This is a genomic window from Enterobacter cloacae complex sp. P6RS, assembly GCF_014982245.1.
Classification (GTDB): Bacteria; Pseudomonadota; Gammaproteobacteria; order Enterobacterales; family Enterobacteriaceae; genus Enterobacter; species Enterobacter bugandensis.
Window position 1 is genome coordinate 60,146 of the sequence record NZ_JADCLB010000019.1, and the last position, 24,779, is coordinate 84,924.

At 57.4% G+C, this 24,779-nt stretch carries 22 protein-coding genes; 10 read left to right on the forward strand and 12 right to left on the reverse strand.

Going from position 1 to position 24,779, the window contains the following annotated elements:
• Window positions 1–41: 41 nt before the first annotated feature.
• From INF73_RS13675 to INF73_RS22080, 3 genes are all read left to right on the forward strand, one after another.
• Window positions 42–1,265 carry a reverse transcriptase family protein gene (locus tag INF73_RS13675; RefSeq protein WP_193053041.1) on the forward strand — a complete coding sequence of 408 codons (1,224 nt, stop codon included), beginning with the start codon at window positions 42–44 and terminating at the stop codon, window positions 1,263–1,265.
• Between the two features lie 16 nt (window positions 1,266–1,281).
• On the forward strand, window positions 1,282–2,028 hold the full coding sequence (locus INF73_RS13680) for a retron Ec48 family effector membrane protein (protein ID WP_193547299.1): 747 nt from the start codon (window positions 1,282–1,284) through the stop codon (window positions 2,026–2,028).
• Between the two features lie 133 nt (window positions 2,029–2,161).
• Window positions 2,162–2,326 (forward strand): hypothetical protein, encoded by a 165-nt coding sequence (locus INF73_RS22080; RefSeq protein ID WP_226858962.1) that lies wholly within the window; start codon window positions 2,162–2,164, stop codon window positions 2,324–2,326.
• On the opposite strand, the gene INF73_RS13690 is transcribed toward INF73_RS22080, so the two are convergent.
• Window positions 2,323–3,213 carry an oxidoreductase gene (locus INF73_RS13690; protein WP_193542842.1) on the reverse strand — a complete coding sequence of 297 codons (891 nt, stop codon included), beginning with the start codon at window positions 3,211–3,213 and terminating at the stop codon, window positions 2,323–2,325. The genes INF73_RS22080 and INF73_RS13690 overlap by 4 nt on opposite strands.
• A gap of 104 nt (window positions 3,214–3,317) precedes the next feature.
• Between INF73_RS13690 and INF73_RS13695 the strand changes: the two genes are divergently transcribed.
• Window positions 3,318–4,439 (forward strand): YbdK family carboxylate-amine ligase, encoded by a 1,122-nt coding sequence (locus tag INF73_RS13695; protein ID WP_045260729.1) that lies wholly within the window; start codon window positions 3,318–3,320, stop codon window positions 4,437–4,439.
• Here the strand turns inward: INF73_RS13695 and INF73_RS13700 are convergent.
• The 3 genes from INF73_RS13700 to INF73_RS13710 form a co-directional block, all read right to left on the reverse strand.
• Window positions 4,390–7,521, reverse strand: coding sequence for an efflux RND transporter permease subunit (locus INF73_RS13700; RefSeq protein WP_193542845.1), 3,132 nt, complete (start codon window positions 7,519–7,521; stop codon window positions 4,390–4,392). The two genes, INF73_RS13695 and INF73_RS13700, sit on opposite strands and share 50 nt — an antisense overlap.
• Window positions 7,522–7,530: 9 nt before the next feature.
• The gene (locus INF73_RS13705; RefSeq protein ID WP_193542847.1) at window positions 7,531–8,595 is read right to left on the reverse strand and encodes an efflux RND transporter periplasmic adaptor subunit; all 1,065 of its coding nucleotides are present in this window, start codon (window positions 8,593–8,595) and stop codon (window positions 7,531–7,533) included.
• A gap of 83 nt (window positions 8,596–8,678) precedes the next feature.
• The gene (locus INF73_RS13710) at window positions 8,679–11,387 is read right to left on the reverse strand and encodes a cation-transporting P-type ATPase (RefSeq protein ID WP_193547303.1); all 2,709 of its coding nucleotides are present in this window, start codon (window positions 11,385–11,387) and stop codon (window positions 8,679–8,681) included.
• A gap of 488 nt (window positions 11,388–11,875) precedes the next feature.
• On the opposite strand from INF73_RS13710, the gene INF73_RS13715 reads away from it, so the two are divergent.
• Window positions 11,876–12,124: a DUF1158 domain-containing protein gene (locus INF73_RS13715; protein WP_041910998.1), complete on the forward strand. Its 249-nt coding sequence runs from the start codon at window positions 11,876–11,878 to the stop codon at window positions 12,122–12,124.
• Between the two features lie 56 nt (window positions 12,125–12,180).
• Here INF73_RS13715 and INF73_RS13720 read toward each other — a convergent pair whose 3' ends face one another.
• Window positions 12,181–12,522 carry a RamA family antibiotic efflux transcriptional regulator gene (locus INF73_RS13720; RefSeq protein WP_028012253.1) on the reverse strand — a complete coding sequence of 114 codons (342 nt, stop codon included), beginning with the start codon at window positions 12,520–12,522 and terminating at the stop codon, window positions 12,181–12,183.
• 32 nt (window positions 12,523–12,554) lie between these two features.
• Window positions 12,555–13,658 carry a RomA family MBL fold metallo-hydrolase gene (locus tag INF73_RS13725; RefSeq protein ID WP_193542836.1) on the reverse strand — a complete coding sequence of 368 codons (1,104 nt, stop codon included), beginning with the start codon at window positions 13,656–13,658 and terminating at the stop codon, window positions 12,555–12,557.
• Window positions 13,659–13,848: 190 nt separating this feature from the next.
• Between INF73_RS13725 and INF73_RS13730 the strand changes: the two genes are divergently transcribed.
• The 3 genes from INF73_RS13730 to nfsB all read left to right on the forward strand — a co-directional run bounded on the left by INF73_RS13730 (window position 13,849) and on the right by nfsB (window position 15,571).
• The gene (locus INF73_RS13730; RefSeq protein ID WP_028012251.1) at window positions 13,849–14,439 is read left to right on the forward strand and encodes a TetR/AcrR family transcriptional regulator; all 591 of its coding nucleotides are present in this window, start codon (window positions 13,849–13,851) and stop codon (window positions 14,437–14,439) included.
• Window positions 14,429–14,797, forward strand: coding sequence for an MmcQ/YjbR family DNA-binding protein (locus INF73_RS13735; RefSeq protein ID WP_028012250.1), 369 nt, complete (start codon window positions 14,429–14,431; stop codon window positions 14,795–14,797). The genes INF73_RS13730 and INF73_RS13735 overlap by 11 nt, the downstream gene beginning before the upstream one ends.
• Before the next feature lie 120 nt (window positions 14,798–14,917).
• Window positions 14,918–15,571, forward strand: a complete 654-nt coding sequence (nfsB, locus tag INF73_RS13740) for an oxygen-insensitive NAD(P)H nitroreductase (protein WP_047367650.1) — start codon at window positions 14,918–14,920, stop codon at window positions 15,569–15,571.
• A gap of 27 nt (window positions 15,572–15,598) precedes the next feature.
• Here nfsB and INF73_RS13745 read toward each other — a convergent pair whose 3' ends face one another.
• Together INF73_RS13745 and INF73_RS13750 are read right to left on the reverse strand one after the other, a co-directional pair.
• Window positions 15,599–16,201: a hypothetical protein gene (locus tag INF73_RS13745; RefSeq protein WP_193542832.1), complete on the reverse strand. Its 603-nt coding sequence runs from the start codon at window positions 16,199–16,201 to the stop codon at window positions 15,599–15,601.
• A gap of 152 nt (window positions 16,202–16,353) precedes the next feature.
• Window positions 16,354–17,223 (reverse strand): helix-turn-helix transcriptional regulator, encoded by an 870-nt coding sequence (locus INF73_RS13750; protein WP_193542830.1) that lies wholly within the window; start codon window positions 17,221–17,223, stop codon window positions 16,354–16,356.
• A 107-nt stretch (window positions 17,224–17,330) separates the two neighbouring features.
• On the opposite strand from INF73_RS13750, the gene INF73_RS13755 reads away from it, so the two are divergent.
• Both INF73_RS13755 and INF73_RS13760 read left to right on the forward strand, forming a co-directional pair.
• Complete coding sequence (locus INF73_RS13755) at window positions 17,331–18,767, forward strand: MFS transporter (RefSeq protein ID WP_193542828.1); 1,437 nt, start codon at window positions 17,331–17,333, stop codon at window positions 18,765–18,767.
• Between the two features lie 65 nt (window positions 18,768–18,832).
• Window positions 18,833–20,077, forward strand: coding sequence for a mechanosensitive ion channel family protein (locus tag INF73_RS13760; RefSeq protein WP_041911005.1), 1,245 nt, complete (start codon window positions 18,833–18,835; stop codon window positions 20,075–20,077).
• Here INF73_RS13760 and INF73_RS13765 read toward each other — a convergent pair whose 3' ends face one another.
• The 4 genes from INF73_RS13765 to INF73_RS13780 all read right to left on the reverse strand — a co-directional run bounded on the left by INF73_RS13765 (window position 20,078) and on the right by INF73_RS13780 (window position 24,536).
• Window positions 20,078–21,049, reverse strand: a complete 972-nt coding sequence (locus INF73_RS13765) for a LacI family DNA-binding transcriptional regulator (RefSeq protein WP_045260719.1) — start codon at window positions 21,047–21,049, stop codon at window positions 20,078–20,080. It abuts the gene before it with no gap.
• A 75-nt stretch (window positions 21,050–21,124) separates the two neighbouring features.
• Window positions 21,125–22,267, reverse strand: coding sequence for a Gfo/Idh/MocA family protein (locus INF73_RS13770; RefSeq protein WP_193547300.1), 1,143 nt, complete (start codon window positions 22,265–22,267; stop codon window positions 21,125–21,127).
• Window positions 22,260–23,285, reverse strand: a complete 1,026-nt coding sequence (locus INF73_RS13775; protein ID WP_193547301.1) for a sugar phosphate isomerase/epimerase — start codon at window positions 23,283–23,285, stop codon at window positions 22,260–22,262. The genes INF73_RS13770 and INF73_RS13775 overlap by 8 nt, the downstream gene beginning before the upstream one ends.
• Window positions 23,286–23,300: 15 nt before the next feature.
• Window positions 23,301–24,536 carry an MFS transporter gene (locus tag INF73_RS13780; protein ID WP_193547302.1) on the reverse strand — a complete coding sequence of 412 codons (1,236 nt, stop codon included), beginning with the start codon at window positions 24,534–24,536 and terminating at the stop codon, window positions 23,301–23,303.
• Window positions 24,537–24,779: the final 243 nt, after the last annotated feature.

Consider the following 24,779-nt stretch of genomic DNA (forward strand, 5'->3'; position numbering starts at 1 on the left):
TTATTTGAGGTGATCGAGCTTATATTGTATAAAGGATTATTATGTCTCTTCATATACGCCATACTAAAAAGAATACTGTCTCCGCAATAAACTCCATTGATTCATTATGTTCTACTCTGAGTATAACAAGAGCCGAACTTGAAACAGCGTTATCAATTCCTGATAAAGAAAGATATACTCCTTCCGAAGTTGAAAAAAGTGATGGTACTACAAGGAGTGTTTATAATCCAAAATCATTGATTAGAAAAATTCAACGTCGTATAAACAGGAGAATATTTAATATATACACTCCAAAAGGACGAGAAAAAAAGAACCCGCCTATTATTTGGGCGTCGTATCTATTTGGCTCAATTCCGAATCAGTTTTTGGATGAGGATATAGAACAAAAAGATTACATTGCATGTGCGCGAGTTCATTGCCAATCGAAAAGCCTTTTAAAAGTAGATATTAAAAATTTTTTCGATAATGTTCAATCAATACACATTGAACGTATTTTCTCTAACTTTTTCTTTTTTAGCGATGATGTAACAAAGGCTCTGACAAATATCTGCTGTTATGAAGGGCATTTAGTGCAGGGAGCTTTAACGTCAAGCTATTTATCCTGCTTATGCCTATATGACGTCGAATGGAAGATTGTTGATAGGTTATCTCGAAAGAACTTAAGGTATACTCGCTTAGTTGATGATATAACAGTATCATCAACAGTATCTAATTATGACTTTTCATACGCAAAAGATATTATTATTAATATGCTACATGAGAAAGACTTACCTGTTAATTTAAAAAAAACTCAACAGTATTATACGTCGACCACTCCATTAACGGTTCACGGGTTGCGTGTTTCATTTTCCGAACCTCGTCTCCCTTCTGACGAGGCAAAACGAATTAGAGCATCCGTGCGCAATATTGAAAGCTTAGCCGCTGAACGAAATTATCGTACTACACATGCTTATAGAAAGGACTTCAACAGATGCATGGGCCGAGTCAATAAACTTAAGCGAGTAAATCACTCTCAATATGAAAGCTTAGTAAATAGACTTTTTAAATTATTCCCTTTACCTTCAAAAAAAGATCTTGATAGAGTGTCTATTTCCTTAGCCAACCTGGAAGATGATTTTCATAAAGGCAAGCATGATACTTATTGGTATTGGAAAAGATATCATAGAGTACATGAGCGCATAAATATTTTACAACGAACCTTTGTGCGTGAAGCAATTGTATTTCGCAATAAAACAAAACTTATAAAACCTAGCTACATACAATAACTCTCAGGTTAAAATAATGAAAGATTTTTTTAAAAATTATCTCCTTCTTAAAAAAATAGATTCACATGCTCTTAGAAACTTACTTTTATGTTTGATTACCATTATTTCTTTAGGCACGATACTTTTTGTGATTTCATTTATTTCAACTGGAATGCAGGAAGGTTTTTTTAGACGGGATTTTTGTTTTCATAATTCCTGCATTTTAAATTTCACTAAAGGTTACTCACAGTCAATATTAATATTGCAAGCAACTTTTATATTGTTGGGGTTAGTGGCTAGCATAGGTGGAATAATTGTTGCGTTACTTGGATATACCAATAGTGTCAGCGTGTCAGCCCTCGGTAACCATATATCGCACTTTAAGATATTTCAAGAGTACTTATCATACGAAATAAATAAAAGAGATCGTCTATCTGCATCTTCATTTGACATATTCAAATGGTATAATATTATTTTTAATAAGTCTCGTTCTGGCTCTACATCCATATCTCAAGACTACTGCAATCTGATTTTAAAAATAAACAGTACCATAAGTGATTCAAATACTGCCTGTTCACAAGCCAAATCAGGTTCTTTCTCTTACGTAAAACATCAAAATAAAATCACAACGTTGCTTCGAGATTTTGGAATAATTCAGCCTCGATTGCCTAGAAATGATTACTATGAGGTCGAAGATCAAGTTTTTGAATTGATAGACAATATAAATAGAGAGTTTTGTTATTCATCATCTATAGAACCATTAGTGAAAAGACTGTATAGATAATGATTGCGGATTAACCAATACAATGGCGGTGGATAGCGAGACTGATGACAATTGGGTTAGCAGTATTTAATAAAAGTCATCAAAAATATGAAAGCGTCATTATAGGTAGCTGACATATTAATCTAAAATGACAATGTCGGCTTTTGCCAAAGAGCAGAAATTCATATCCACCGCCCTTCGCCTTCCCTCCCTTTCGCCGCCACTCTCAGGTATGAATGCGTTTATCACCTTGTTTAGAAAAGCGATGGGCAGCATGGCCGCCCATTACTTTGCCGAACTGAAAAACAGTGGCCGTTAACCCGGCCCCTCACTCCCCGCCGCCAGCAGCGGCACCACCACGTCGCTGATGGGCACCGCAATGCCGTGTTTGCGGCCGTAGCGCTGGATGACGCCGTTGCGGATATCCCACTCCATCGGGCGATCCGCCTGGCGGTCAGCGAGAATCGACGTACCCAAATCCACGGGCGCGCGTTGGAAGTTCGCCAGGATCTCCTGCGCTACGTCATCGTTCAGCTTCGCCCCCTCAGCGCGGGCGACGGTCAGCCCTTCGCGCAGGTAGGCCAGCGCCAGCTCGCTGACATCCTCGCGCCTGAACATCCCGGCGCGGCGGTTGGCCAGCACCATCAGCCCGGCGACCGCGTTTTGCAGCAGCTTGCGCCAGGCGACGGTGGCGAAATCTTCCGAGAGCTCAACCGCGCAGCGCGTATCACGAAGCGCTTCGACCACCCGCTGCGCCTGCGGAACGTCCGGCAGCGTCAGGTGCGGCTTCGCCCGGAGCCAGACGGAGGCATCCGGCTCGCGCTGCGCCGGGAACCAGACCACCGACGGCAGCACCGTTGCGCCACTGACCAAAGGCTCAAGCTGCGCCTTCTGCTCTACGCCGTTTTGCAGGGCGCAGACCACGGTGTTTTCATCGCACAGCGCGCGCAGCCATCCGGCGCTGTCGGAATTTTGCGTCGTTTTTACCGCCACAAAAACAAGATCTGCGGGGCGAGTAATGACGGACGGATCGGTGAATACCGGACCGGGCACAACCGTTTCCCCCTCGTCGTAACGCAGGCGTAATTCCGGATGCGCGGTGCGTCCGCACAGCAGCGGCGTGCGGCCAGCGTCATGCAACACCGCGGCAATGGTGGTGCCAATCGCACCGGGTCCGATCAGCGCAATGGTTGGATGGTCAGACATGAGTCACTCCCCTTTTGCTAAGCCTGCTATCAGTTATACCACCCTGAGACGAGCGCGCCACACCCGTTGTCTATACTCAACATTCACAGACAACGGAGTGCGCCATGCCTTTACCTGATTTCAAATCCTCTGAACCGTTCACCCTCGGCATCGAACTCGAACTGCAGGTAGTTAACCCGCCGGGCTACGATCTGAGCCAGGACTCCTCTGCCCTCATCGCCGCCGTCAAAGACGACATCAAAGGCGGTGAAGTCAAACACGACATCACCGAAAGCATGCTCGAAATCGCCACCGGCGTGTGCCAGAACATTGACCAGGCGGCGGCGCAGTTCTCGGTGATGCAGCAGAGCATCCTGCGCGCGGCGGCGGAGCAGCACATCCAGATCTGCGGCGGCGGGACGCACCCGTTCCAGAAGTGGCAGCGTCAGGAGGTGTGCGACGACGAACGCTATAACGTCACGCTGGAGCGCTTTGGCTACCTGATTTTGCAGGCAACGGTGTTCGGACAGCACGTGCACGTCGGCTGCCGGACCGGGGATGACGCCATTTATCTTCTGCACGGCCTGTCGCGCTTCGTGCCGCACTTTATCGCCCTGGCGGCCGCCTCGCCGTACATGCAGGGCACCGACACGAAGTTCTCCTCGTCGCGGCTCAACATCTTCTCCGGGTTCCCGGATAACGGCCAGATGCCTTGGGTTAACAGCTGGCAGGAGTTCGAAGGGCTGTTCCGACGCCTGAGCGCTACCAGCATGATCGACAGCATTAAAGATCTGCACTGGGACATCCGCCCCAGCCCGCATTTTGGCACCGTTGAGGTACGGGTGATGGATACCCCGCTGACGCTCGGCCACGCGATTAATATCGCAGGGCTGATCCAGGCGACGTCCCACTGGCTGCTGACCACGCGGCCGTATAAACATCAGGAACGAGATTTTCTGCTGTACCGCTTTAACCGTTTTCAGGCGTGTCGCTACGGGCTGGAGGGGGTTCTGACGGACGTGCATACCGGCGAGCACAAAACCGTGGCGGACGATATCGCCTGGCTGCTGGAGCAGGTTGCGCCGTCGGCCGAAAAGCTCGGCGCAACGAGCGCAATTAATGAAATTGCCCTGCTGTTAAAGCAGGGCAAGAGCGAGGCGCAGCGCATGCGGGACTTCATCGCCGACGGCGGCTCGCTTATTTCTCTGGTTCAGAAGCACTGCGAGCTGTGGGCGACGAGTCCGTAGTAAGGCCGTGGCCCCACTCGCGCAGGCGCTGAAACAGCACGAACAGCGCGGGGATAAACACAATCCCTACCACGGTTGCCACCAGCATGCCGCTGAACACCGTGGTGCCAATGATGCGGCGGCTCTGGGCACCCGCCCCGGTCGCCAGCATCATCGGCAGGACGCCGATAATGAACGACACGGCGGTCATCATCACCGCGCGGAAGCGGCGCGATGCCCCTTCCCGCGCGGCATCGACAATCGCCATCCCGTCCATCCGCCGCGCGCGGGCGAACTCCACGATAAGAATCGCGTTTTTCGCCGCTAACGCGATCAGCAAGACCAGACCGATCTGCACGTACACGTCGTTGGCGTAGCCCGCCAGCCACAGCCAGACCAGCGCCCCGCCGATGGCGAACAGCACCGAAAGCATCACGCTCGCCGGGAGCGTCCAGCTCTCGTACTGGGCGACGAGGAACAGCCACGCCATCACCACCGCCGCCAGCACAATCCATACCGCCTGGTTGCCGGTCTGCTGCTCCTGATACGACATGCCGCTCCAGGCGTAGTCGTACCCGGCAGGCAGGCTCTGCGCCAGAATTTCGCCCATCGCCGCCATCGCGGTGCTGCTGCTTACCCCTTCCGCTGCTGAGCCGCTTACCGATACCGACGGGAACTGGTTGTACTGCTGGATAAATGGCGCGCCGACGGTCGGCGTGATGGTGACGAGGTTGCTCAGACGCACCCGCTCGCCGCTGTTGCTACGCACGAACAGCTCGCTGATTTGCTCCGCGCGCTCGCGCCACTGCATCTCGTTCTGCATCACCACGTGGTAAACGCGGTTGTTGACGCTGAAATCCCCGGCGCGGGTGCCGCCGAAGGCGGTTTGCAGGCTGCTGAAGATGCGCGACACCGGCACGTCGAGCCGGGCCGCACGCTCGCGGTCAACGGTCAGCGTCAGCTGCGGCACGTTGCTGCTCCAGGTGGTGAACACGCGGCTCAGCTGCGGATGCTGGTTGGCTTTTATCAGCACCTCGCGGGTGACGCGCTCCAGCTCCGCCGGGCTCTGCCCCGCCTGCGCCTGAATGCGCAGGTCGAAGCCAGAGGCGTTGCCCAGCCCCGGCAGCGTCGGCGGCGCGAAGGTCATGATGGTCGCTTCCGGCAGGGCCAGCAGCTGGCGCTGAAGGGTGCCCATCACCTCGTCCAGCGGCGGGCGCTCGCTCCAGTCCTTCAGCATGATGGAGATAAACCCGCCGTTCGACGCGCTGGTACCATTGAGGATGTTAAACCCGGAGACCTGAATGACGTCTTCCACCGCCGGGTTTTTAGCAATCAGCTCGCGCGCGGTAGCCATCACCGCTTCGGTGCGCTCCAGCGAGGCCGCCTCCGGCAGCTGGACGCTGGCGAAGAAGTAGCCCTGATCTTCCTGGGGCAGGAAGCCCTTTGGCATCGACATAAAGCTGAACGCCGCCGCCGCGCCTGCGGTGGCCAGCAGCGCCAGCCACGGACGCCGGTTGAATACGCTCACTATCCGGGTGTAAAGCGTGCGCGTGGCGTCCAGCCCACGGTTGAACCCACGGAAAATCGCGGCAGGCTTCGCCGGACGCGGGCGCAGTAGCATCGCACAGAGCGCGGGCGTCAGGGTCAGCGCCACCAGGCTTGAGAGCGTGACGGCGGTGGAGAGCGTCACCGCGAACTGGCGGTACAGCTCGCCCACGATCCCCGGCAGGAGCGCCACCGGCACAAAGACCGCCAGCAGCACCAGCGTGGTGGCGATCACCGGCCCGGCGATCTGGCGCAGCGCCAGCGCGGTCGCCGCCGTGCGGCTCTGCCCTTCCGCCATCAGGGTTTCGACGCTCTCAACCACCACGATGGCATCATCCACCACCATGGTCAGCGCCAGAATAATGGCGAACAGGCTCAGCGTGTTGGCGGAGTAGCCGAGCGCGTAGAGCACCGCAAAGGTGCCCACCAGCGACACCGGAATGGCGAGGGCGACAATCAGCGTCGCGCGCCAGCTTTGCAGGAAGAGGGAAACGACCACCACAACCGCCAGCATGGTCAGCGCCAGCGAGACGCCAATCTCTTTAATGGTGGCGGCAACGAAGGTGGTGGTGTCGAATTTTACCTCGTAGACCAGGTCGTCCGGGAAGCGCGTCGAGAGACGCTCCAGCTCCGCGCGTACCGCGTCGGCCACGCGCAGGGCGTTGGCAGACGGCGTTGGGTAGATACCGAGGTAGGCGGAGTCGTGCCCGTTCAGCTGCGCGCCGGAGCTGTAGCTGCGCGAGCCGAGCTCGATGGTGGCGACGTCCTTCAGGCGCACCAGCTGGCCCATCTCCCCCGCGCGGATGATGATGTCGGCAAAGTCGTCGGCCTGGCTTAAGCGCCCCAGCCCGTTGATGGTCAGCGTCTGCTGCTGGCCGTTGAATACCGGTGGCGTACCGATCTGGCCCGCCGCCCCCTGCACGTTCTGCTCGCGCAGCGCCTGCGCCACGTCATCAGTGGTCACGTTCAGGGCGTTCATGCGGTCCGGACGCAGCCAGATGCGCATGCTGTAGTCCCGCGCGCCAAACATCTGCACCTGTCCCACGCCCGGCAGACGCGACAGCGCCTCGCGCACCTGCGTGCTGGCGTAGTTGCTGACAAACAGCGGCGTGTGGGTGTTGTTCGGTGAGTAAAGGCTTACACCCATCATCAGGTTGGTGGCGCGCTTGCGCACCTGCACGCCGTTTTGCTGTGCCTCGGTCGGCAGCTGCGCCACGGCCTGCGCCACGCGGTTTTGCACGTCGATGGCAGCAAGGTCCGGATCGGTCCCCGCCGCAAAGGTGATGTTCAGGCTGTAGGTGCCTTCATCCGAGCTGGTGGACTCGATATAGAGCATGTGATCCACCCCGTTAAGCTGCGTCTCCAGCGGCGTGGCGATGGCCTCCGCCACGTCAGCCGAGCTGGCGCCCGGCCAGCTGGCGGACACATTCACCACCGGCGGGGTGATCTGCGGGTACTGCTCTACCGGAATAATCCTCAGCGCGATGGCCCCCAGCAGGGTGATGACCAGCGCAATCACCATCGCGAAGCGCGGGCGTTTGATGAAAAACGTCAGCATGATGGCTCCTTAATTGAGTATCTGGACGGCAGCGCCGGGCTGCACGCGCTGCGCGCCGTCGGTAATCGCTCGCTCACCGGGCTTCACGCCGGAGGCAATCTGAAACTGCTGGCCGATCTGCCCGGCCACGTTCAGCGGGCGCCTTTCGGCGTTGCCGTCGGCGTTAACCACCCAGGCGAAGAACCCGTCGCCGTTCTGCTGAACCGCAGCGGCAGGCAGCGTCAGCACCGGCTGCTCGCTCGCCGGACGCAGATAAACGTTCACGTTGCCGCCGGGCAGCAGTTGGTGGCGCGGGTTAGCAAACTCGGCGCGCAGCATCACGCTGGCGGTGCGCGGGTCGATGCGGTTGTCCACGGAGATGAGTTCCCCGCCGACGCGCTGGCCGTTGCTGTCGATCAGCGCCTGCCAGGCCTGCTTCATGGCGCTGATATCCGCGTGCTGTCCGGCTTTGGTGGCAAACGCCCCCTCTTCCAGCGCAAAGGCGATGCGGATGGGATCGAGCTGCACCACCTCCACCAGCACGCCGCTGGCAGGATTCACCAGGCTGCCCACGTGGAACTGGCTGTGGCCCACGCGACCGTCAATCGGCGAGGTGATGCGGGTGTAGTTCAGGGTGACGCTGCGGGTGTCGAGCCGGGCTTTGGCCTGCTCCAGCGCGGCGCTCGCCACATCGCGCTGCATGCGGGCATTGTCCACGTCGTGACGGCTGATGGCGTTGCTGCTGCCCAGGCTTTCGAAGCGGGAAAGCTGCTGCTGCGCCTGACGCAGCGTGGCTTCAGCGCTTCTCACTTCGGCCTGCGCCAGACGCAGGGCAGCACGCGGCTCGGCGTCGTCCAGCTCAAACAGCACGTCGCCTTTTTTCACGTACTGCCCGTCGCGGAAGTTGATTTTCGTTATCACGCCTTCCGTGCGCGCGCGCAGTTCAACGGTGTGAATGGCTTCGATGCGGCCCGGGATCTGGCGCTCGGCGGCATGGGCGGTCTGCTCCACGGTGGCGACGCGAACGGGGACCGCGGCGGCGAAGACGGGTTGCAGGGTACTGACAAGAAGGGCGAACAGGAGTGGAAGTTTCATGGGAGTACCTCAGCGTTGTTTCTCCCCTCTCCCCGGCCCTCTCCCCAAAGGGGCGAGGGTTAGGATGAGGGGTAAGATTTTCGTTATGCAGCCTTACGGAACCTGCGGGTCAGTCGCTTCTCGATTTCGACGACGAAGAACATCCCCCCAGCCACCGCCAGCGTCACGAACCAGTAGCGCAGCGGCAGCGCTTCGGTGCCGAACAGCATCTGCATAAACGGCAGGTAGATAATGGCCGCCTGGAGCAGGAACAGTACGCCCGTCACCAGCCAGATCCCTTTGTTCGCCAGCAGGCCGCGGTTGAGGGAGAACCCTTCGGTGTTGCGGCAGTTAATCATGTACACCCACTGGGCGCAGACCAGCATCTGCAGCAGCACGGTGCGGATGAACTCCGCGCTGTGCCCGCGCGGGGCCAGCCAGGCTTCCAGCGCAAAGGCGGCGATGGCAATCATGGTGCCGACGAAGGCCACGCGCCATACGGCGTAGGCATCCATCACGTGCTGCCCGGTCTGGCGCGGCGGGCGGCGCATGATGTTGCGCTCGGCGGCCTCAAAGGCCAGGCCGAAGGAGAGCGTGGCGGAGGTCGCCATGTTCATCCACAGAATCAGCACCGGCGTCAGCGGAATGATGTTCCCCGCCAGCAGCGCAATCACAATCAGCAGCCCCTGCGCCAGGTTGGTCGGCATGATGAACAGGATGGTTTTCTTCAGGTTGTCGTAAACGCGACGCCCCTCTTTCACCGCGCTGGCGATGGTGGCGAAGTTATCGTCCGTCAGGACCATGTCCGCCGCCTCTTTGGTGACTTCCGTGCCCTTAATGCCCATCGCGATGCCGACGTCCGCCTGGCGCAGCGCCGGGGCATCGTTTACGCCGTCGCCGGTCATGCCGACGATCTCGCCTTTATCCTGCAACGCTTTCACCAGGCGCAGCTTATGCTCCGGGCTGGTACGGGCGAAGATGTCATATTTCACCGCCGCTTCCGCCAGCTCGGCGTCGTCCATTTTCTCCAGCTGATAGCCGGTAACCGCCTGCTCGCTGTTGCTGATCCCCAGCATCTGGCCGATGCTCATCGCCGTCTGCGGGTGATCGCCGGTGATCATCTTGACGCGGATCCCCGCCTGCTGGCAGGCGTTAATTGCATCAATCGCTTCCGGGCGCGGCGGATCCATCATTCCGGCGATGCCGAGGAAGATCAGGCCGTGGCTCAGGTCGTCGTGCGTCAGCTCCTGCTCGCCGTTCGCCGGTTTGAACGCCGCGGCAACCATGCGCAGCCCCTGACGCGCATAGCGCTCCATCTCCGTTTCCCAGTACGCACGGTTGAACGCTTGCGCACCGTTACGCGTCTGCTGCTGGTTGCACAGGGCGAAAATGACGTCCGGCGCGCCGGTAATCAAAATCTGCTCCTCACCGCCAATCTGGTAGTGGGTGCTCATGTACTTGTACTGTGAGTCGAACGGAATCTTGTTAACCAGCGTGGTCACGACCGGCTCGAGGTGGGCCTTGGCCGCCAGCACCTTCAGCGCGCCCTCGGTTGGCCCGCCGGTGATGCCCCACAGGCCACGCTCGTCCTGAATCAGCTGGCTGTCGTTGCACAAGTCAACGGTGCGCAGGTACTGCTCCAGGACGGTGCCCGGCTGGACCTGCACCGGCTCATCGCTGCCTTCCAGGTAGATATTGCCTACCGGCTCGTAGCTGTTGCCGTCCACGCGGTAGCAGACGTCGGCGGTGATGATGGCTTTTACCGTCATCTCGTTCATGGTCAGGGTCCCGGTTTTATCCGAGCAGACCACGGTCATCGCGCCCAGGGTTTCAACCGTCGGCAGCTTGCGGATAATCGCCCGCTTGCGCGCCATCGCCTGTACGCCCAGGGAGAGGATGATGGAGATAATCGCCGGCAGACCTTCCGGTACGGAGGCGACCGCCAGGCTGATCAGGGAGAGCAGCAGCTCGCCCATCGGGATCTCGCGGAACATCAGGCTGAAGACGAACAGCGCGGCCATCATCGCCAGGATAATGGCGAAGATCGCTTTACCGAGCTTGTCCATCTGCACCAGCAGCGGGGTACGGTGCTTTTCAATGCCCGCCATCATCTGGTTGATGTGGCCGAGTTCCGTATCCTTACCGGTCGCGGTGACCACGCCGACGCCGCCGCCTGCGCTCACGGTCGTCCCGGAAAAAACCATATTGGTGCGGTCGCCCAGCGGTAATTCGCCGCTCAGCGAATTCGTGTGTTTATCCACCACGGTGGACTCACCGGTCAGAATCGCCTCCTCCACGCGTAAATTATGCGCTTCGATTAAACGCATATCCGCCGGAATACGATCCCCCGCGCGCAATACAATAATATCGCCCGGAACTATTTCCGTCGTCGGTATGGTTTCATGGCTGCCGTTACGAATAACGCGCGCCTCGCTGGAAAGCATATTGCGAATACTCTTCAGCGATTTTTCTGCGTTGCTTTCCTGAATATGGCCAATTAGCGCATTGATGACCGCCACGCCCAAAATTACCAGCGTATCGACCCAGTGACCCATTACCGCCGTTAATACCGCGGCGGCCAGCAGAACGTAAATCAGCACATCGTTAAAATGGGCCAAAAAACGCAGCCAGGCGGGTTTACCTTTTTTCTCCGGCAGCGCGTTCGGCCCTGTTTTTTGCAGACGCGCCTGCGCCTCTGCACGATCCAGACCGCTGGCCTGGCTCTGCACGTGGGTAAGCACCTGCTCTGCGGTCTGCTGGTATGCCAGCCCGCCGGAAGGCGGCACGTTTGGGGAGTATTTTTTTTCAGTCATCATATTTTTCCTTCAATATCCGGTGAACAGAAGCCTGAATTCCTTTCTGGCTTAAATAAAATGATTTTAAAGTCTTGCGGGTAAAATTGATCTACCGCAATATATTTACCACTGGGTTATTCAAAATTGATTAAAATTATTTCGACGAGCTGATTTTTACAAAATATTTCTAAACCAATCCTAAACGAGGGGGAACCATGTTTGGTATTTCTCGCGGACGGCGCCTGGCGTTATACATTGTCGCAGCCATTGTTATTGCGACGTTAATTGGATATAGCACCTATATGTTTGTAAAATTATTTTCGTGATGCAGACATTTATTTACATAGCGCGATATTAATTTAATCATCCGGATTAAATTACTCGCCTTCCGCGCATTATTCTTCGGCGGATGGAATTATTTAATTTAAAAAGGGCCGACGGGTTGATATTGCTTTACGTTAAAGGATGCCGGACAATGACATTTTTAACTGACGATTAACATTACGATGAAACACCCGTTGGAATCGCTGCTGACTGCGGGGGGCATTTTATTGATGGCCCTGATCTCTTGCTTACTGCTACCCGCGCCGTCGCTGGGTCTGGTGCTGGCGCAGAAGCTGGTTCAAACCTTTCATATGGTCGATCTGAACCAGCTCTACACCATTTTGTTCTGCGTGTGGTTTTTACTGCTCGGCGCTATCGAATTCTTCATCCTGCGTTTCGTCTGGCGCCGCTGGTTTTCACTGGCGTCGTAGGCCAATAAAAAAGCCGGGTAGCAGCGATGCCTTACCCGGCCTTTGTTTCGGCAATTTCAATGCGCCCGACTATGGTTCTCTTTGCGGTAAGCCCCGGGCGGCTGATGGAAGGTGCGGGTAAAGATGCGCGTAAAGGTCTGCTGCGATTCAAAGCCGTAGCGCAGGCAGATTTCGTACACGCGCTCGTCAGATTCACGCAGATCCCGCGCCGCCAGCAGCAGCTTGCGCTCGCGGATGTAGCGCCCCAGGCTTTCGCCTTTGTACTGCATAAACAGCCGCTGTAAATGCCACTTGGAGTAACCCGCGTGGCGGGCGATCTCTTCGATGCGTAGCGGCTGGTGTAGGTTGTCATCGATCCATTCGACAATCGTATCAATGACCTGAGCGGAAATCGTCATGCTGCTCTCCCCCTCTGTTTCTTGGTTCAACATTATTCCCACCACTCACGAAATTGTTGCGTGCTATCGCTCACCCGGACCGGCTCACCCAGTTCCGGCGTCAACAGCCGATAATTTTTGTCCTTGCTGGCCCGCGCCAGCTGGATCAGCGGATCGTTCCAGGTGTGTTTCGCCAGCACGAAGCGGCCGTTATGCCCCGGCACCACCGCTTTCGCATTGAGGTCCGCCGAGGCCTGCGCCGTTTCATCCGGCAGCATGTGGATGTACTTCCAGTCCTGGTCGTACTGGCCGTTTTCCATGATGGCTAAATCCACTTCGCCAAACTGCTCGCCGATGGCCTTAAAGTGCGGGCCATAACCGGAATCGCCGCTGTAGTAGACCTTCTGCTCTGGCGTGACAAACATGAAGCTGCCCCACAGGGTCTGGTCACGCTTAATGCCGCGCCCCGAGAAGTGGCGAGCGGGCAGGACATGAACCGTCAGCGCATCGCTGATGTGCACCGACTGGTTCCAGTCCCGTTCGTCGATAATCTCAGGCTTCATTCCCCAGTAGCGCAGGTGGGATCCCACGCCGAGCGGCGTAACGACGCGCTTCACCTTCGGCAGCAGCGCCCGGATGGTGGCGTAGTCCAGATGGTCGTAGTGATCGTGCGAGATAATCAGCAGGTCGATTTCCGGCATGCTCTCCGCGCGCCACGGATACTCTCCCGCAAACGCTTTATTGAGGAACGAGAACGGCGCAGCGTAGTTGCCGAGGACCGGGTCGATCAGAATGCGTTTTCCCGCCAGCTGCATATACCACGAGGAGTGGCCGAGCCACACCAGCGTATTCTGCTCCAGAGGCAGGCTCGCCAGATCGGTTTTCACCAGCGGCAGCGGCTGCGCCGGACGAGCGTTTTCGGTTTTACGGGTCAGGAACTGCCACCACGCCACCAGCATGTTTTGCTGCCCGGTAAAGCCAGGCGTCGGGAGCGCGTTGTGAAACTTTCCGTCGCGATAGTGCGGAGAAGCCTCCACTTCCGTAAGCTGCGCGCCCTGCGGCGGCTGGCCAAATCCGGCATTCAAAACAAACGGTAAACTCGCAGCTGAAGCAATAATCATGAGGAACACCACGCAGATGAAGAGAGGCTTTTTCATATCCTGACCCGAAAACGCGCGCCATCCGATGGTTTACGCGAGGGAAACTTGATTATGAGTGAGTAAGCACTCATTATAGATATGATGATAAAGTCGTCAAGACGTTTTCGATCTTTGACATTCCGCGTTGCAGCGTGTCAAAGCACGTGTTTCAATCAGGGTTTTTATAATTGAAAGGGGGAAAAATTTAGTGGCACGTCCGAAAAGTGAAGATAAAAAACAGGCCTTACTGGAAGCCGCGACGGTGGCATTTGCACAGTCAGGGATTGCCGCCTCAACGGCGTTAATTGCCCGTAATGCGGGCGTCGCTGAAGGCACGCTGTTTCGCTACTTTGCTACTAAAGACGATCTGCTGAATGCCCTTTACCTGCACCTCAAGCAGGATCTTTGCCAGACCATGCTGGCGAACCTCGATCGCACCCTCACGCTTCCTAAAGAGCATACCCGCAATATCTGGAACAGCTACGTGGACTGGGGGATTCGTAACCCCGTGGCGCATGCGGCGATCCGCCAGATTGGCGTCAGTGAAAAGCTAAGCGCTGAAACGGAACAGGCGGTGAAAGAGATGTTCCCGGAACTTCACGAGCTATGCCGCCGTTCGGTGCGCCCGGTGTTTATGTCCGATGAATTCAAAACCTTTGGCGATGCGCTTTTCTTATCGCTGGCGGAAACCACCATGGAGTTTGCCACCCGCGATCCGTCCCGCGCCACCGATTTTAAAGCGCTGGGTTTCGAAGCCATGTGGCGCGGGCTGGCTCAGGAGGATAACGATGGACAGTAAATCCCTGCAGGCGCACGCAAAACGCGTCGCGCTGGAGATGCCTTTCACCGAACACTGCTGGCCGTTTGGCCCCGAGTACGACGTGTTTAAGGTGGGCGGGAAAATTTTTATGCTGATGGCCACCGCGCACGGACGCCCCCACGTTAGCCTGAAATCCGACCCGGAAAAATCCCTGTTAAATCAGCAGATTTACCGTGGCGTTGAGCCGGGTTACCACCTCAATAAAAAACACTGGATTTCGCTCTACGGCACCGAGGACATCACGCCAGAACTGGTCGCCGACCTGATCGAGGATTCGTGGAACCTGGTCGTCGATAAGCTGCCGAAAAAAGACCAGAAATGGATACGCCCTGCCTGATTGTTCGTCTGCGCCAAACAGTATAACCGCTCGAATCGCACTTATCTTTTGCCGCTTCGCGCGGTAATCTGCTCTCCTTTCGCGCCCGCGCACGGGCGAATTTCATTACCAGGAGTAGTCATGGATATCATTTCTGTCGCCCTGAAACGCCACTCTACCAAGGCGTTCGACCCAACCAAAAAACTGACCGCTGAAGAAGCAGAGAAAATCAAAACCCTGCTGCAGTACAGCCCGTCCAGCACCAACTCCCAGCCGTGGCACTTCATTGTGGCCAGCACCGAGGAAGGTAAAGCCCGCGTGGCGAAATCCGCCGCGGGCACCTATGTCTTCAACGAACGCAAAATGCTGGACGCCTCTCACGTGGTGGTGTTCTGCGCGAAAACCGCGATGGACGACGCCTGGCTTGAGCGCGTTGTCGACCAGGAAGAGGCCGATGGCCGTTTCAACACGCCGGAAGCTAAAGCCGCGAACCATAAGGGCCGCACCTACTTCGCCGACATGCACCGCGTGGATCTGAAAGATGACGACCAGTGGATGGCGAAACAGGTTTACCTGAACGTCGGTAACTTCCTGCTGGGCGTGGGCGCAATGGGCCTGGACGCGGTGCCGATTGAAGGCTTTGACGCGGCGATTCTGGATGAAGAGTTTGGTCTGAAAGAGAAAGGCTTCACCAGCCTGGTGGTGGTGCCGGTTGGGCACCACAGCGTGGAAGATTTCAACGCCACGCTGCCGAAGTCTCGTCTGCCGCTGAGCACGATTGTGACCGAGTGCTGATTCAAACGGGCCGCTGCACGCGGCCCGTTACGTTTTACTGATGACCAGCCTGCGGTGTGGATGCACATCGCGATCGCTTCCCCAGGCAAAGGCAATCCAGCGTTCTTCCAGCTCGGCGTAAGAGTTTACGGGCGTTAACGTCCATTCTTCTCCCACTGTACCGTCTGCCACGCTAATGCGATAGTTCATGGTGAACGCCCAGTCGATCATGCGTAACCAAAACCGCTGTCCGTCGCCAGTCTGTTCGCTGTCAGAGACCACAATGTCGTATTCGCTTAGCACCCACTGGAAGAAAGATTGGGGTAATCCACTTATTACCCGCTGATGGACAGCGCGTGGCGTACGCCACACCATGACCTGTGTCGCAGCCCCGTGAGGGAACGTAATTTCTTTATGAAACGTCAACTTTACCGCATACGCCGTATAGGGTTTTCCGTCCTCGGTGGTCACGAGACGGTATTCATCGCCGTAGCGCGATTTTAACAGGCGATATCCCACAGGCAGCATAAATCCGGGCAGATGAAAGTCCACCGTACCCCGCGCAAGAAACGCTTCGGTATGTTCGACGTTTCGGGAGATAAGGCCTAATTTTTGGCTGAAATCTGCGGAATCAATCATCAGTGGCGACATAGTGGTTGCTCATGGCGAGAGTATAGACGACTTAACACCTCGTCGAAATGATGTCGATTCAGTCGATGGGTTTAAGTTAGACCCAACATTACATCGGTCTCCTCCACTTAGCAGATTCGGCGCTTATTCCCTGAAACCGTCTCGCAAAAAACTTACTTCCCCTGTGCCGCCAGCCATTCTATCGCCCTTTCCCCCGCCTCATCCACCGGGAGATATACCAGCAGCCGCGATCCGTTTCGCGGCGCGGAGTACCAGTACATCTGCTGCAGCGTAAAATCTCCCAGTTCTGGATGGGTAAACAGCTTGAGCTGGTTCTCTACGCCGCGCACGTCGTTGCGCTGGTGCCACAGGGTTTTGAACTCTTCGGACACCGCGAAGAAGCGCGCCAGTTTGGCTTCCCACAGCGGGTCGCCCCGGTGTTCGGCCATCGCCGCGCGGAAATAGGAGACGAAAATCGGCAGCACGTCGTCGCGTCTGCCGAGACGCGCGCGCCACGCCGGATGGGTAAGGAACAGGTAAATACAGTTGCGGTCTTCCGGCGGGATGGCGTTGAAATCGACGCCCATGAGATGCCCGAAGCTGTCATTCCACGCGACGATGTCGAAGTTGGGCTTCTGAATGCTGGCGGGTTTAGGCATCAGGGTATCGAGCAGGCGGCGCGTGCCTTCGCTGATACCCTCGCAGCAGACCGCCTGCGGGGCTTCACCCGGCGGCAAGCCGGCGAGCACGAAAAGATGCCGGGCCTCGGTCGGGGTGCACTGCAGCGCTTTTGCGATGGCGGCCATCACTGCGCTGGAGGGGTTGACGTCCCTGCCCTGCTCAAGCCAGGTGTACCAGGTCACGCCCACGTCAGCGAGCATTGCCACCTCTTCCCGGCGCAGGCCCGGCGTGCGCCTCCGACCGCTGCGCGGTAGGCCGAGACGCTGGGGATCGAGGCTTTCCCGCCGGGCACGTAAAAATGCCCCCAGCTGTTTTCGGGTGTCATCCTGAAGTGAGGTGACGGGTTCAGACATCAAGGCCATAAATCCCCCTGCATGGTAGTGCCAGTACCAGTATAAACAAGAACTGGTACCCGTTTATCAGATGGTTGATGCTACGACCATCTGATGAATGACGCAATGGAGTTACCATGAATACGTCAGTTGTTTCACCGGGTCGCGCAGGCCTGATATTGCTGTTAACCGGCCAGATGCTGCCGATGATTGATACCTCAATCACCAACGTGGCGCTGGACGCCATCACCCACTCGCTGCACGCCACCGCCACCGAGCTGGAGCTCATTGTCGCTCTCTACGGCGTGGCCTTTGCCGTCTGCCTTGCGCTCGGCAGCAAGCTGGGGGATAACCGTGGCCGCCGTCGCCTGTTTATGTGGGGCGTGGCAGTTTTTGGGCTGGCCTCGCTGCTGTGCGGGATGGCGGGAAATATTGAACTACTGCTGGCCGCACGCATCGTTCAGGGCGCGGGGGCAGCGCTCATCATGCCGCAGATCCTCGCCACGCTGCACGTCACGCTAAAAGGGAGCGCCCACGCGAAAGCCATTAGCCTGTTTGGCGGCATTGGCGGGATTGCGTTTATCGTCGGGCAGATGGGCGGCGGCTGGCTGGTGTCGGCGGATATCGCCGGGCTGGGCTGGCGTAACGCCTTCTTTATCAACGTGCCGATTTGTCTGGTGGTGCTGGCGTTAAGCCGCCGCTACGTGCCGGAAACCCGTCGTGAAACGCCGTCGCGCATCGACTGGACAGGCACCGTGCTGCTGGCCCTCATTCTTTGCTGCCTGCTGTTCCCGATGGCGCTCGGTCCGCAGTGGCACTGGCCGTGGTCGCTGAAGGTTATGCTTCTTGCCATTATTCCGCTGGCCTGGCTGATGGCGCGGAACGCGCGCAAAAAGGAGAGAGAGAATGCCTATCCGCTGATCCCTCCACGCCTGCTTCAGCTTCGCAGCGTTCGCTTTGGCATCGTGATTGCGCTGCTCTTTTTCAGCGTCTGGTCCGGGTTTATGTTCTGTATGGCGCTGACCATGCAGACCGGTCTGGGGATGGCGCCGTGGCAGTCCGGGAACAGCTTTATCGCCCTGGGCGTGACCTATTTTATCTCTGCCTGGTTCGCGCCGCGGTTGATTGCCCGCTACAGTACCAGCACGATTCTGCTGACGGGTCTGGCAATTCAGATAATCGGCCTGCTGGCGCTCATCGCGACGTTCCGGCTTTGGGGCGTGAACAACACCGCGCTGACGCTGGCCCCTGCCACCGGGCTGGTGGGCTACGGTCAGGCGCTGATTGTAAACAGCTTCTACCGCATCGGGATGCGCGATATCCAGCCTGACGACGCAGGGGCCGCAAGCGCCATTCTCAGCACGCTGCAGCAGGCCGCGCTGGGTCTGGGCCCGGCCATTTTCGGGGCGATTTTGCTGCACGGGCTGCAGAATTACCACGGGGATTACGCGCAGGCGATTACCCTTTTCCTGGCGGTGGAAACCGGCCTGATGGTTATCCTGGCGCTGGCGACGCTGCGCATGCGTCATCGTCTCTGCCTGCCGGTTGTGAAGGTCTGTGAGGCCGCCAAATAACCCTGTGAATTTGCATAATAGATCCGCAGCCGCCATTATGGGGCTGCAACAATACAGGAGACGTTATGCAGGAATTAATTGCTCAGGTTGAAGAGTTAGGGATTGAAATTAATCACACCACCTCTTTAGTGATTATCTTTGGTATTATTTTTCTCACCGCCATCATTGTTCATTTTATTTTGCACAAACTGGTGCTGCGCGCATTCGAGAAACGCGCGCAGGCCAGTAGCCATTTATGGCTGCAAATCATTACCCAGAATAAATTATTTCACCGTCTGGCCTTTACCCTGCAGGGGATAATCGTCAACGTTCAGGCGGTACTGTGGTTGCAAAAAGGCAGCGAAGCGGCGGAAATACTCACCACCTGCGCGAAGCTGTGGGTGATGGTGTATGCCCTGCTCTCCTTCTTCTCGCTGCTGGACGTGATATTTAATCTGTCGCAAAAGATGGCGACCGCCTCGCAGTTGCCGCTGAAGGGGATCTTCCAGGGCATCAAGCTGGTGAGCGCTATCCTGGTGGGGATATTGATTATCTCCCTGCTGATCGGCCAGTCCCCGGCGATTCTGATCAGCGGTCTGGGTGCGATGGCCGCCGTCCTGATGCTGGTGTTTAAAGACCCGATACTCGGCCTTGTGGCGGGTATTCAGCTTTCCGCCAACGACATGCTCAAGCTCGGCGACTGGCTGGAGATGCCGAAGTACGGCGCTAATGGTACGGTGACGGACATCGGCCTGACGACCGTTAAAGTACGCAACTTCGATAACACCATCACCACCATTCCGACGTGGGCGCTGGTCTCCGACGCTTTTATCAACTGGAGTGGGATGTCCGCCTCCGGCGGGCGACGCATCAAGCGCAGCCTGAATATCGATACCACCAGCATTCATTTTCTCGACGAGCAGGAGCAGCAGAAGCTGATTCAGGCGAAACTGCTGAAGCCTTATCTGGCCGCGCGCCATGAGGAAATTAGCCTGTGGAATCAGCAGAACGGCGAAGGGGAATCGGTATTAAACCTGCGCAAGATGACCAATATCGGCACCTTCCGCGCTTACCTGAATGAATATCTGCGTAACCATCCGCGTATTCGTAAAGATATGACGCTGATGGTGCGCCAGCTGGCGCCGGATGCCAACGGGCTGCCGATTGAAATATATGCCTTTACCAATACGGTAATCTGGGCGGAATACGAAGATATTCAGGCCGATATCTTCGACCATATTTTCGCGGTAGTGGATGAGTTTGGCCTGCGTATTCACCAGTCGCCGACCGGGAACGATATTCGCTCCCTGGCAGGCGTTATTGCCAGATAATCAGGTGCTGGCGCGGGAAATAAAGCGCCAGTCCATCATCACCCTTTCCGTGGGCGCATCCGGGTTGTCGATTTTGTTTAAGAGAAGATTGACCGCCTTGCGCCCTATATCCCGCGACGGCTGTTCGATGGTGGTAAGTGAAATCATGTCCGCCAGCTCCGTACCGTCAAAGCCGACCACGGCAATATCCTCTGGCACCCGCAGACCTGCCTGCTGAATGGCGCGCAGCGCGCCCGCCGCCAGCGTATCGGAAACGGCAAATACCGCATCCGGCGGATTATCTTTTAACAGGTTTTGCATCGCCGCCATGCCCGCCCCGGAGCTGAGATCGCTGGCATACTCCACTGCCTGATAGTCCAGATCCCGCAGGTGGATCACGCTCTTGTAGCCGCGTTCGCGCAGGCGGGCATATTTGTAGCTGAGATCGTGGTTGATCATCGCGATACGCTTGCGGCCGTCGTCGGCCAGCTGGCTGACGGCATGCTGTGAAGCGTCCACATCATTGATGCCGACGCAGGAGACCGCGCCCGCATCGGCGTATTCGGCGCACTGCACCCACGGTGCAGAACCAATCAGCGCGGCAAGTTCCGGCAGCTTCGAGAAGGCGTCCATGGTGATAATGCCGTCGACGATTTTGCCGGAGAGCAGGCTCAAGCCCGAGCGGGAGCGCTCGATGTCCGAGCCGGAGTTGCACAGCAGAATGCGGTAGCCGTTTTTCTCCGCCTCGGCTTCGATGCCCTTCACCACTTCGGCGCAGAACGGGTTGGCGATGTTGGACACCATCACCAGGATCATATAGCTGCGGGCGGTGCGCAGCTGACGGGCGAGCAGGTTTGGCTGGTAGTTGCTCTCCTGAATCGCCTGCAGAACGCGCTCGCGGTTTTTCGCCTTCACGGTGTCGCTGTTATTCAGCACGCGGGAGACCGTTGCCACGGAAACCCCGGCCAGCTGAGCGATTTTCTGAATTGACATAGCGACGATACATCCTGCGGTTAGCGTTTTGTGCAGGCTACCATAAATTTGTTGCCCGGCGAACCGGGCAATGCGTCAGCATTCCACGCGCACCCAGCGCTGCTGCTGATGGCTTTTCACAATGGCATCAATGATATACATCACGTTTGCGCCATCGTGAAACGTCGCAAACTGCGGCGTCTCCGGCATTGCGCCCGCCTGCACGGCGCGGTAGAACTGCGCCATCATATTTTTGAAGGCATCCGGCCAGCCTTCAATATGCCCGCCAGGGAAATGGGCGCTGTCGGCAACGTCAGGGTTCATCAGCCCCGGATCGTCGGTGAGCGTCTGGTTGGCCTGCGCACGATGGCCGATCCACAGCTGCTGCGGGATCTCCTGATCCCATGCCACCGACCGCTCGCTGCCGTTGATCTCAAACGTCAGGCGGTTTTTACGCCCGGCGCTTACCTGCGAGACGCTAAAGCTGCCTTTGCTGCCGTCGTCAAAGCGGAACAGCACCGAGCCGAAGTCTTCGGTCGTGACTGGTTTGTCTTCATACTCCGCCTGTTCGTCATGGGAGAAGGTTTGATTCCCGCCCTTGCTGGCCCTGCGCGTCGGCCAGACGATGGAGAGATCCGCCATCACCTCGGTAATGCGCCGCCCGGTGACGAACTGCACCGTGTCGCACCAGTGGGAGCCGATATCCGCCACCGCCCGCGATGCGCCGCCGAGCGCGGCATCCACCCGCCAGTTGTAGTCGGTTTCCAGCAGCATCCAGTCCTGTAGGTAGCTGCCGTGTGAGGCAAAAATCCGCCCGAGGCTGCCCGCGTGCATCATGCTCGCCGCCTGACGCACCATCGCAAACTGGCGATAGACGAAGCTCACGCCGTGCACCACGCCCGCCTGCTCCGCCAGCGCCACCAGCTCGCGCGCCTCCTCAGGCGTCATGCACAACGGCTTTTCGGAAAACACGTGCTTGCCCGCGCACAGGATCTGGCGGTTAATCTGTGCGTGCAGGTGGTTCGGCGTGCAGTTGTGCACCACGTGCAAATCAGGGTGCGCGAGCAGCTCCTCAACGCTGCCGTAAGCGTGCGGTACGTTTAGCAGGCGCGCCTTTTCCTGCGCCTTAACGAGCGAGCCGTCGCACAGCGCGACCACCTGAACAAACCCGAGGCGCCTGAGCGCCTCGATATGTGCCGGGCCAATAAACCCGCTGCCGACGATCCCGACGTTAATCATGACTGCCCCCTGCGGCGAAATCATCAAACGCCCGTCCGGAAACGGGAATGATATGGCGGCGGATAAATTCGCTGCCTTCGCGCGCGCCGGTATCGCCATCCTTCAGGCAGCACTCCCACTCCAGCACCGCCCAGCCGTCGTAGTCGTACTGGGTCAGCTTGCTGAAAATGCCCTTAAAGTCGATCTGCCCGTCACCGGGCGAACGGAAGCGACCGGCGCGGTTGATCCACGGCTGGTAGCCGCCGTACACGCCGCTGCGCCCGCTGGGGCGAAACTCGGCATCCTTCACGTGGAACGCCTTGATGCGCGCATGGAAGATGTCGATAAAGGCCAGATAGTCCATCTGCTGGAGCAGCATATGGCTCGGATCAAAGAGGATGTTGCAGCGCGGATGGTTATCCACCAGCGCCAGAAAACGCTCGAAGGTCACGCCGTCGTGCAGATCTTCCCCGGGATGCAGCTCAAAGCAGACGTCCACCCCCTGCTCGCCAAAGGTATCCAGTATTGGCCGCCAGCGGGTTGCCAGCTCCTCGAACGCTTCCTGAAAACGATGCTCGTTATGCGGCGGCCACGGATAGAAAAACGGCCACGCCAGCGAGCCGGAGAAGGTGGCGTGCGCCTTCAGACCTAATCTTGCCGAGGCGACCGCCGCCTGCTTCAGTTTTTCGGTTGCCCACGCCCGACGCGCAGCATCGTTACCGCGCACTGATGCGGGCGCGAAGTGGTCAAACGCGTCGCTGTAGGCGGGGTTCACCGCCACGAGCTGCCCTTCCAGATGGGTAGACAGTTCGCTGATGACCAGCCCGTGCGCGGCCAGCGTAGCGGCGATGTCATCGCAGTAGGCCTGGCTCTCTGCGGCTTTCTCGACGTCAAAGATGTGCGGATGGTTGCAGGGGATCTGCACCGCCTTATAACCTTTACCTGCCGACCATTCAGCCAGCCCGTCGAGCGAATTAAACGGCGCTTCTGCGCCAATAAACTGCGACAGAAAAATGCCGGGTCCTTTCATCGTCCTCATACCACCTCCTGAACGTTACGCCTTGTCATCGTCATACTTAAACGTGAGAAGGAAAATCAGCGCGATCGCCGCGGCCGCTACCGCCGGGATCCACCAGAATGTCACCCACGCCTGCGGCACGGCCTGCCCTGCCACCAGGCGGTTATAGAGCGCGCCGGAAATTTGCGAGCCAAGCAGCATGCCGATGCCGTAGGTGAACATCACGATCATGCTCTGCGCCTGGCCTTTGACCTTTTCGCCCGCCACCCGGTCGGTGTAGATAAAGCCGACGACAAAGAAGAAATCGTAGCAGACGCCGTGGAGCAGAATACCGAGATACAGCAGAATGCGCCCTTCCTCGCTGACGCCCAGCGCGAACATGGCGTAGCGCACAAACCACGCCAGCATGCCGATCAGCAGCATGACCTTCACCCCCAAGCGGCGGAACAGCAGTGGAATGACCAGCATGAAGAAGATCTCGGACATCTGCCCGAAGGACATGGCGGTGCTGACGTCGGCAATTCCTGCATCCGCCAGATACGAGGCGGTGTAGGCGTAATAGGTGCCGAGCGGGACGGAGATCAGCATCGCGCAGACGGAGAAGACGAAAAAGTGGCGGGTTTTGAGCAACGCAAAGGCATCCGCGCAGAAGAGATCGCGCACCTTCACCGGCAGGCCTTTCGCGGGCGCAGGCGTGTGCGGCAGCGTCAGGCTGTAAAGCGCCAGCAGCACGGAGCTGGCCGCCGCTACCTGAAAAATGGTAACGCTGGACGCCACGCCGGTGACGCCGATGAAAATGCCCGCCACGATCCAGCCGATGGTGCCGAACACGCGCACCACCGGGAAGGTTTTATCCACGTTCGCCAGGCTATGGAACGCGATGTTGTTGGTCAGCGCCAGCGTCGGCATGTAGCAGAGCGTGTAGCCAAACAGCAGGCCAATCAGCAGCGCGCCGTTCTCGGCCATCAGCGCCCCCGGCACGAACCAGAGGATCGCCGCGCCCGCGAGGTGCATCACCGCCATCACCTTCTGCGAGGCGAAGAAGCGGTCCACCAGCATCCCGAGCACGAACGGCGAGAGAATGGAGGCGATGGGCCCGGCGGAGAACGCATCGCCAATCAGCAGAGACATGTTGTGCTGGGTCATCACCAGGCCGAGCGTGACCGACCAGCTACCCCAGATAAAAAATTGCAGAAACATCATCAGCGACAGCCGCGGCACCAGCAGCCGGTGCTGCACTATCGCCTTTTCACTACTTTCAGTTGACACCATGATAAGCCTCACCCGGAAAAAGTAATCGATTACAAAACAGTTCAAATGAAAAGTAATCGATTACAAAATAAAGATCCTGTGGATCGTAGAAGATTTGGGAGGGGGGTCACGATAAAGATGAAGCAGTGTTTTGTAGGCCCGGTAGCGCAGCGCCACCGGGCGTGAAGGCAGGTGCGGTCTGGTTTGGTGCGGTCTGTTGCCCTCATCCCGGCCCTCTCCCACAGGGCTGAGGAATCCCCAGTA